9 protein-coding genes and 1 pseudogene are annotated in these 9,210 nt (G+C 54.2%); all 10 read right to left on the reverse strand.

Going from position 1 to position 9,210, the window contains the following annotated elements; translation table 11 throughout:
* Positions 1-815 (reverse strand): annotated as a pseudogene (locus JUK32_RS01685) (hypothetical protein); the annotation flags it as partial.
* Positions 815-4,219 carry a DISARM system helicase DrmA gene (drmA, locus tag JUK32_RS01690; protein ID WP_204137120.1) on the reverse strand — a complete coding sequence of 1,135 codons (3,405 nt, stop codon included), beginning with the start codon at positions 4,217-4,219 and terminating at the stop codon, positions 815-817. The pseudogene JUK32_RS01685 and the gene drmA, both read right to left, overlap by 1 nt.
* Positions 4,220-4,263: 44 nt before the next feature.
* A complete protein-coding gene (locus JUK32_RS01695) occupies positions 4,264-4,764 on the reverse strand; it encodes a DUF3368 domain-containing protein (RefSeq protein WP_204137121.1) in 501 nt (166 codons plus the stop codon).
* A complete protein-coding gene (locus JUK32_RS01700; protein ID WP_204137122.1) occupies positions 4,757-5,011 on the reverse strand; it encodes a UPF0175 family protein in 255 nt (84 codons plus the stop codon). The genes JUK32_RS01695 and JUK32_RS01700 overlap by 8 nt, the downstream gene beginning before the upstream one ends.
* A 148-nt stretch (positions 5,012-5,159) precedes the next feature.
* Positions 5,160-5,471, reverse strand: a complete 312-nt coding sequence (locus tag JUK32_RS01705) for a nucleotidyltransferase family protein (RefSeq protein WP_204137123.1) — start codon at positions 5,469-5,471, stop codon at positions 5,160-5,162.
* Positions 5,472-5,475: 4 nt separating this feature from the next.
* Positions 5,476-5,838, reverse strand: coding sequence for a DUF433 domain-containing protein (locus JUK32_RS01710; protein WP_204137124.1), 363 nt, complete (start codon positions 5,836-5,838; stop codon positions 5,476-5,478).
* A 28-nt stretch (positions 5,839-5,866) separates the two neighbouring features.
* Positions 5,867-6,121: a UPF0175 family protein gene (locus JUK32_RS01715; RefSeq protein ID WP_204137125.1), complete on the reverse strand. Its 255-nt coding sequence runs from the start codon at positions 6,119-6,121 to the stop codon at positions 5,867-5,869.
* A gap of 38 nt (positions 6,122-6,159) precedes the next feature.
* Positions 6,160-6,711, reverse strand: coding sequence for a hypothetical protein (locus tag JUK32_RS01720; protein ID WP_204137126.1), 552 nt, complete (start codon positions 6,709-6,711; stop codon positions 6,160-6,162).
* Positions 6,712-6,984: 273 nt separating this feature from the next.
* The gene (locus JUK32_RS01725) at positions 6,985-7,476 is read right to left on the reverse strand and encodes a hypothetical protein (RefSeq protein ID WP_204137127.1); all 492 of its coding nucleotides are present in this window, start codon (positions 7,474-7,476) and stop codon (positions 6,985-6,987) included.
* A gap of 45 nt (positions 7,477-7,521) precedes the next feature.
* The coding region (locus JUK32_RS01730) for a BREX-1 system adenine-specific DNA-methyltransferase PglX (RefSeq protein WP_239112227.1) at positions 7,522-9,210 on the reverse strand (1,689 nt) is incomplete at its 5' end.

The raw sequence follows: 9,210 nt of genomic DNA on the forward strand, positions 1-9,210 counted from the left end.
ACGCTGAGAATCTGGCTGAAGTAGGCGTTGCTGGCCGATCGCACCAGCAGGCGATTGTATTCTGGCTGATCGGTTTCGATGCGATCGCCGGTCTCAGCCGAAATTTTGCTGCGCCGACAGGGTTCATGTCCTCTGGGACCTAACCAGGGGCGGTGACCGCTACAGGCTCCCAAGACTTTGGAGTTGGGCACTTTCGCCTGGGACAGCGGGCGGCGCTGGCCGCATTGTTCGCAACGCACAAAGATTTCCTCGAAGTCGTTGCCAGAGCCCGCTTCATCGAGCCAGAGTTGACCGCGACACTTAGCATCGAAGTCATCATGAGCAAAGACATTCCAGTTGATATCGCTCAGGTGCCCATTGGTGCAGGCTTGCACAAAGCGCACTGGGACGGCAGGGACTCGCTTGCCTTCAAAGTTCAGCCCCCCTTTAACTGCCCCCCAGGAAACCAACGGGCGCGTACGATAGACTTTGCCTTCTCGCTCAAAAGTCCGGTCTACCTGAGCTAGGAACCAGGTGGGAAACACAAAGGCATCAATGCCAGTATGGCCCGCTTTGGGATCGTTCGATTGGCGAGGCGGTGAATAAAGCTGAATTTCTTGCCCTTCGGGAATTTTGTCCTGCAGGCTTTTGGCGACTTTGTAGGCAAGACGTTCTTCTCGGATATATTGTTTGTCGCCTTTCCAAAAAGTGAGGCCGGAAATGATGACCGATCGCTCCGGCAAATCCACCATGGAGCCGGGACCAAAAGTGGTCAGCAACTGGCTTTGGCGGAGTTCGCCGTTAGGCTTGCGTTGAGACTTGTTAGACTTTGCCATTAGTTTCCGGCCTCCACATCTTCCAGGCTGAATGGGTCACGAATCCAGAGATTGACCGTAGCTTCTACGTCACGCATACTGCGCTGGGTTGTGAATTTTTGCTCGTCCCGGGGCTTTTTATCAGCCTCTGGATCAAAGGGATCGACTAGCAGGGGCGCTGCCAGGTCGGTTTCTTTCTGATATTGCAGTCGTTGGTTGCGTTGGTAGATGCGCTCCCAGTTGTCGAGCAGGTCGATGACTTGACTGCGCACGCTCGTCCTCAGCGCACTAGAGGTTGCGTTATCCATCCGGCAATGTCCTTCTGCGCGACGGGCAATCGTCTCTACCATGGCTTCAACGGCAGCTCGCTGGTCGGTGATGTTGGATGCGCCCAAGGGCGTGGTCATCTCCGGGACGCCGAGCCGAGCAAGAGCCACGGTGACGCCAGCGAGGCCGCGATCGAGGGCGCGGGGAGAGAAGGGGGTAACGCTGGTGGCTTCGACGGCGCGGTAAAAACTGTTGTGCCAGGTCTGAAAGCGTTCGTAGTGGGAGCGATCGCGGGGGCGGTGAATGTTCATCAGGGTCACCACCAGGCCGGGCCGACTGGGATCTCGTCCTACCCGGCTGGTAGATTGAATGTATTCGGCGGCGGTCTTGGGTTGCCCCAGCACCACCATTAGGCCCAATCGCACAATATCGAGCCCCACGGAAATCATGTTGGTGGCCAGTGCCACGTCCACCCGCTCTTTATCGCTGAAGGGTAAGGCAAGGCGGCGCTTGGTATTAGCAATCTTGTCAGTCCCGACCCGCGAGGTCAGTTCTTCGGGTTCTTCGTCGATTTTGCGCCCCTGGAAGGGACCGACTAGCTCACCTTCTCGCAGGTGCTCGTGGTATCGCGTCAATCGGGAATTGACTTCGTCTTCCACGATGCGGCGGCTGCCCCCCAACTCCCGCAGAGAGTTGAAGTAGCCCATTAGCGTCATGTAGGGATCTGCCGGGTTGGGCTTGAGTTTCTGTTCCCTCGCGATGTCCCATTGTTTTTGCGCAGCAGCGAGCAAAGGCAGATAAGTCTTGAGGAGCACCACCTTAAGGCTGCGTCCTTGGGCTGCTACTCCCAGGTATAAGCGTCCTGGTGACTCGAAATCGGTTTTGGCAAAAAAGGAGTCATGGCGATCGGGGCCAGGGGGCGGAAAGATATCGACCTGGCTGCGGCCAAAGAGCGCCTGAATTTGGTTTTGGGCGCGCCGCACGGTGGCGGTGGAGGCGATGACTTTCGGGCGGATGGCTTGGCCGTTCGCCCCGTCACGACTGCACAAAGCATCGATCGCAGTTTCATACAACCCCACCATCGTGCCCAGTGGCCCCGAAATCAGATGCAGCTCGTCCTGAATGATCAGATCAGGGGGCGGCAGAAATCCGTCTAAGGAGCGCCCGGCTTTGGTGGCATCGCCGGGACCATAGAAGCCTTCTTTGTCTTGGTAATGGGTGACGCGACCAAAGAGATTTCCGGTCTGGCCGACCCAGGGCAGCCCCGCAAACTTATCGACGGTGGCGATGATGAAGCAGGGTAGACGCCGATAGATCGGCTCATCGACGGCAAGAATGGGCAGGGGATTGCGACTGCGGAAGTCACAGTCGCGATTGACGCACATGACCTTCAGGTTTTTTGGGGTGTCCTCATTTGGCAGCAGTTGGAAAGAATTGGTAGTGAACTTTTCACCGCACCAGGGGCATTTTTCCAGGGGAATCGGGGACGGTTTGCTCTTGCTGTCGGCTTTGAAGGCGAGGGTCCGAGAACGGGCGGCATAGTCGTCTTTGTCGCCGCGTTTGCCCATGCGATTGGGCGTGGCGCTTTGCCCGACCCACAGGCCAATCTCGAAGGGCCAGGTGCCCAATTTGTCAGGGGCTTTTTGCCGTTCTAGTTCTAGGGCGCAGATGAGACGAGAGGCGCGCTCTAGCTGGTCGAGGGTCAGCAGTCGGAGGGTGTAGCGCATGAGGATGCTCACCCCAGCCGACTGAATGCCAGGATTGTGGAGCCGTCGTAACACGAGGGTAAAGGCTGCGAGCCCCAGATAGGCTTCGGTTTTACCACCGCCGGTGGGGAAGAAGAGCAGATCTACGGTTTCCCGGTCTTTGGCCTCCGGTTCGGCAATGCCGACTAGATTCAGCAAAATGAAGGCGAGCTGAAACGGTCGCCACGCTGGCGGCTCGAAGCTTTCTGGCGGTTGTCCTAATTCTTGGCTGAGCTGCCGCCGTCGCCCGATCGCAATTACCCGGTTCATCAGCTTGAAGGCTTCTAGCACCTGGGGATCTTCGAGGGATTTGAGACCCGCTTCGATGCGATCGCAGGCGTGGCTGGCCTGATCCATCAAATGTTTGGCGACGTTAGCAGCTTCCTGAGGATGAATCGCGACCACGCGTTGGGTCTCGATCCAGGCGCGATATTGGGTCACCAGGGGGCCGATCATGCCGCGCACGGTCAGGTAGTCGGGTGCGGCGGCGAGTGCTTCCATGCCCAGCTTCACATTGGGGAGAGGGGTGGGGGCGACTCGGGGCACTTCGGCGGTGGGTATCCAGGTGGTGCAGATGTCGGTGCAGCGGTTGCCCTCTACGCCGTGGGCGATCGCGGACACATTGTGACCGACGGCAAACTCATAATCTTCACGATATTGCAGCGCGGCGATCGCCTCGTCTGGATCGGTCGTGTTGTAACCACGCGGGTCGGAGCGAGGGACAAAGCCTTCGGCACATTTAAGGCAGAGATGAGTTTGGAAAGCAAAAGTCGCGTCGCGATCGCCCTTAGTGGCCTGTCGGTAGTTCACCAAAAAGATGGAGACAGATTGAGTGCCATGGGGGAACTGGTCGCCGCAGACGGGGCGACAGGTCACGACCAGGTTGAGGCCGCTGCCGCGCGGAATATCAAGGGCGTAGGGTTCTGGACTTTCTTTGATGTCCACTGGCATGACGACTTGCTGGGGCACCCGTTGCCAGTGTTCCGGCTTTTTCTTGCGCTTGCTCCGCTCTTTTGGGTCGTCTTCAAAGGCGGCTTCGACGCTAGGCTCGATGGGCAGATAGTCGCCCCAGGTGACCGTCGCTTCGACGGTCTGGGTGGCGGCAGAAACGAGAAAGCTCAGCCCCATGGAGGAGGGGAAGAGGGCTTTGCGGGCTGCGGGTTTGTCGGGCGTCTGGCTGTCTTCACTGGTGTCGGTTAGGGTGACTTCTTCGGGGAGGTCGTCGTCGCTGTCGTCGTCGGAGCGGATTTCGGGCGGCGCACCGAAGGGAGCCAAAAAGCCGGTGAGATACCACTTGGAGGGGGCTTGTTTGAGCACTTCCTCGGCATGGGTGGTGTCGTTGGGGGAGGGGCCGACGAGGTCGATGTTTAGGGCATCGACGAGAGTGGCGCGAATGTCAGCGGAGGTTGTCACGAGTCAGATTCCTTGATGGCGACAGTTTCCAAGCCTTCGGAAAGTTAATCCAATTCGCCTGCTTGGGTCAGGGCAAAGTTGATTACGGTTGAGCTCAGGCGAATGTTGCGGTTGAGCATGTTGTCAATGGCTGTCCTGACGGACAACGACGCATCCTGATTTTTTGCTTTTAGTAGAATTCCCACTGATCCGGTTAAACTCAAGCCACTCAGCCGCGCCATCCGACGACCGACCGCTTCGTCGATGCAGACCGTAGCAATCTTCTGATGCAGGGCGAGCTGAATCACGGCGGCTTCTCCCAAATCCAGGGCATTCAGGAGAAAGGGAGAGATGGTTTGAGGTTGGGTTTGTTTTTTGAGCCAGGTCGCCTGCTCAAATTCAGCTACGGCAAACTGATTGGCCCCACCCCGCGACACTTCTTGGCAGACCTCTAATGGCACCCAAACTTGCTGATACAGCGTGGCTAAGGGCTTGAGATCACCCCAAGCAGCGACCAGGGCAATGAGGGGTGAGGTGTTGATGACGATTTCGGTAGTCTCAGGCATTGGCCACATCCGATCGCAGTTCTTCTTCGGTGAGGTCAATCATGGGCACGTCATAGTCCGCAAGTTTGAGCAAAAAGGTGACGCGATCGCACCCCAGCAGGGCCGCCGCCATGCCGGAAGAGAGGCGTTTAAGCTCATAGAGTTTGACGGCCATGGCCCACTTGGCTTCTTGTTCGAATTGTTCGCGGGTGCGACCGAGGGCATCGGGGAAGGTGTCGGGGTATTCGATAGTAAGTTGGAGGGACATGGGGCTTACTCCCGGTGAGTAGGGTTAGCAGTAGGCGTTTAATTTAGCTGAATTGTCAGAATTGCCATGGTGCTTCCTCCTACAGCTTCGATATCGTCCATCGCGGCGATCGCCTCCAACATGTCTCGCAGCCGTTCGTCATCTCGCCTCATAGCGGCGTCGCCTCCTGCAGCACGCGATCGCGAATGCGCTCTTTGAGCATGGCGGGAGTGGCGACATCGACTTTGTGATTGAGCAAGGCTTCTAGCTCTTGCACAAAACCGACTGGAAACCAGGGGCTGCGCTTGGCCGGGTCATAATCGACGAGCAGATCAATGTCACTGGTGGCGGTGGCTTCGGCACGGGCTACCGAACCAAATACGCGGATGTTGTAGGCTCCATGCCGGGCGGCGATCGCCAGAATCTCGTTTTTCCGGGCTTGGAGCAAGGCTTGGATTTCACGATTGCTTAGTTCTGACATTGGCTTAAACCTCCATCCGCTGGGCTGACGCTGAAATGACTTCCCCGGCCTCCTCAGCTGGGTGGGAGGCAATCAGGTTGTCGATTTCCTCGGCATGGCCGACGTAGTATGCCCGTGTGGCGACTAAATCTAAGGGGGTAAGGCCGGGAAAGTTGTGCAGCAGTTCAGCATCATCGGCTCCCTGTTGTTGGAGGGAGATAAGCGTCCACACCGCGATGCGGGTGCTGCGAATGCAGGCGTGACCACCTGCAACGCCTGGGGTTTTGCGCACCAGGCGATCGCTCAGGGTAGTTTGAAAGAGGGCGTAGTCCTCGGGGGGTAAGGACTGCACCGCTTCGACGAGAGATTCTACGAGTTTGGTGTTCATGGGGACTTTGCATTCACTCAGGGATTTTTCAGGCTGTGGCCATATCAGATCGCAGTTCTTCCTCGGTGAGGTCGATCACGGGCACGTCATACTCGGCGAGTTTGAGCAAAAAGGTGACGCGATCGCACCCCAGCAGCGCTGCCGCCATGCCGGAAGAGAGGCGCCTTAGCTCATAGAGTTTGACGGCCATGGCCCACTTGGCTTCTTGCTCGAATTGTTCGCGGGTGCGACCGAGGGCATCGGGGAAGGTGTCGGGGTATTCGATAGTGAGTTGGAGGGACATGGGGCTGGCTCTCAGTGAGTAAGGTTAGCGGCACTAGGTTAGGGCACGTAATATAGGGTTACACCATCTTCTAAACGAAGTTTTGCCAACAAAAATTCCTTTTTCTCGCACTCTCGGACAATTTGCTCTGCTTTATCCATTCCAATTCCAGTATGAATAACGATATCCCCAAGAGTTGCTTCTCTTAAAATTCTGACGATTTCAATAATTCTCCCATCCTCTTGAAGCTCTGCTTTTGCAAGTTCTAAAGCTACTTTATTAAACTCTCTATTCTTTTGCCAACGTTGAAGCCTGGCTTTAAAGAGTTGATAAGTGTTTTCAAAACAAGAGAAAACCATTGACAGCATTACCATGAGTACAAACACAGATCCAATTACTGAAAATGGATATTCATACAACAGAAAAGACGCAATAACTAAAGGTGTTAAGAAGAAGAAAAGCATGAAGATGCACATATCCTGCCGGCCTGTATAGATATAACCAACAGGCGGCAGCAAGAATGAAAGAAATAGCGTAATAGGTATTTCCTTCTCGGCTAGTTTTTCGGGATCTTTAACTGAAAATAGAGTGGTGGTTGTGGTTGTTGTCATAACACCCTTTTCAAGAGATTAAGTCTGTATTGGAACTGAATTTTATTCAAATTAAAATTGCATAGAAACAAGAGATATTAGCTCCCAGATTTCAAGACCGGGAATGGTAGGGGCTTTGGCTTGGGGTGGGGGAACTTTGTTTGAGGCATGGACTGACGGACTGTATAAAGAAGTGTGGTCTTCGTCGTCGATCGCCCTGGCAAAAATTGATGGTTGGTTTCGAGCCAGCAGACAGATGAGTCAAATGGGAGGGTGCGAGGTTTCGAGGCGCTACTAAACGATGGTGTAGACGACGGCACCGTCGCTATCGCGGTTGCCCGATCGCACCAGGTCTTGGCTCTCTAGCTTGACGAGCACAGCGCGAATCTCATCGACGTCTTGGCCCGTTTGGATAACGCAGTCGGCCATGGTGACGGGGCCTTTTTGCTGCACGAGTTTGAGCAGTTCAATTCTTAAATCGCTGATTTCTTCCGCTTGTTCGACATCGACGCCTAATTCTTTGGCGATCGCTTTGGCTCGGTTAATGGCAATCACATTTTCGACTGTGGCCCCAATGATGAGAAATCCTAGAAGGGTGCTGAGGGTATCGTTATCTTCGGGTGCCATGATCAGCGGCAACCAAATTACCAGCGTGATTAAAGCCAGCTTTTTGCGCCCGGTGTACAGGTAGCCTGCGGGAGTGATGAACAGCGTGAGCAGTCCGGCAATCCAGCGGTTCTTTTTGGCGAGCTGTTTGACTTTGCGGGGGGTGGTGGCGTCGGTCATGGTCGGGTGCCTCTTACAAGGGTGACTGAATAGAGGGGGCAATGGTCAAAGGTCTAAGCCGGGGATGGTGGGGGCGTTGGTTTGGGGTTTGGGAGATGTCTTTTTGGTACGGGTGCCTTTGGCTTTCCCCTTTTCTAGGGTGCCCGCTGCCTTGTGTCCGCGCACTTCTTCGAGGTGGCGCTGCTGGTTGAGGTCGAGGAGGCGGGCGAGGACTTCGTCGTGGATGGCTTCGGGCCAGCGGTAGCGCCAGGGGAGTTTGCGCTTGCCAGTACGCACCAGGCTGTCGAAGGCGGCGGCTTCGTCGGGGGTGGGGAAGAAGAGGTCGCCGGAGGCGATGCGGTCTTGGGCCTCGGGGGGGAGGTCGTCGGGGTCGGCGTCGAGGTAGTCAAGGGCGAAGCCGCAGGTGGTGTCGATGTCGGGCCAGCCGTAGGCGTTGAGGACGGCGCGATCCATTTGTTCATGCAGGTCGCGGAGTTGGAGGATGTCGGGGTCGCGTTCGTCGGGGTCGTGGAAGCGGTTGTAGGTGTCGGTGAGGCCCTGGTTGTTTCGCACCATGAGGTCGGCGCGGTATTCGTAGTAGGCTTTGCCGATTGCTTCGAGGGTGGGGTCGGTTTCCCAGTTTTCAGGGAAGGGGAAGGTTTCAAAGCAGATAGAAGGTGTGTAACGAAGATCGTCTTTCATGGACGAACCGAAAAATCGAGTCCAAATCTCATGAACACGAGATTGTAATGAACAGAAACCTGCATAGTGTTCAATCACAAAAACATTGTGAGGAGCCGCAACGACTGTTTGGGCTGGGATAAATGCAAAACCTAAATTCTGAGATATATTTGCATGAAATAAAACTCTCTCACATTGAGCGATAGCTTTAAACAAAGCAGGAGTATATCTTCCCCAAAGCCACCATTTCTGCTTACGTCTCAGTGCATCTGAGTTATCTCCAAGCCTTTCCCTTTCAGGCTTCACTTTGCCCTCAACTATCGACATTAAATCTGGATATTCGCGAGCTTCAGCTTCAGTCTTTTCAGCAAAGTTAATCACGTATCGATGATGGGATTGTGTGGGACTAGAATTGACTTCTTCACCACCGATATATGGAAATATTATTTCAGCATTGCGAGAATCCCTTTCAATCAACCGAGACATTTCTTCTAAAGAAGTAGCTTCAGGTTTAGAGTTATCAAAAGTAAATCCAGAACCATAAATCATGCTTCCAATGAAACTTCTATCTTTATTTGCTTGCAAAGTTTCTGGATCATCGTGACCACCAGCATGAAACAGAAAGGCAGAAATAGAGCTTTCCATACGTTCATTTATAAACTTTTTACCTAAATAATCTCCCTTGAATATATTTATTACGCTGATAACAACTGCGGCTAAACCAGGCCACTTAACCCGCTTTTGAGCACTATAAATAGAACCGCCATTATTACAGATAAAACGTAAGCCCGTGCTTCTAGTATCGCCTTGGGCAATAGTGTTCGTGGCAATAAGACCATAGCTTCCTCTTTCTCGAATCAAAGTAAAAGCTCTTCGGAAGAAATGAGCTACCAAATCGGAATTCCCATGAGATTCAGGATGGATTTCCTTAATCCACTCTAAATAACCTTCTGGATTTCCATGAATGATTGTGTTCTTTCCTGCAAAAGGCGGATTTCCCACGATCGCATCAAACCCCGGATTCTCCCGATCAAACACCTCTGGAAACTCAATTTCCCAGTTAAACGGCGTGAT

This window comes from Halomicronema sp. CCY15110 (assembly GCF_016888165.1).
Lineage (GTDB): Bacteria > Cyanobacteriota > Cyanobacteriia > Phormidesmidales > Phormidesmidaceae > Halomicronema.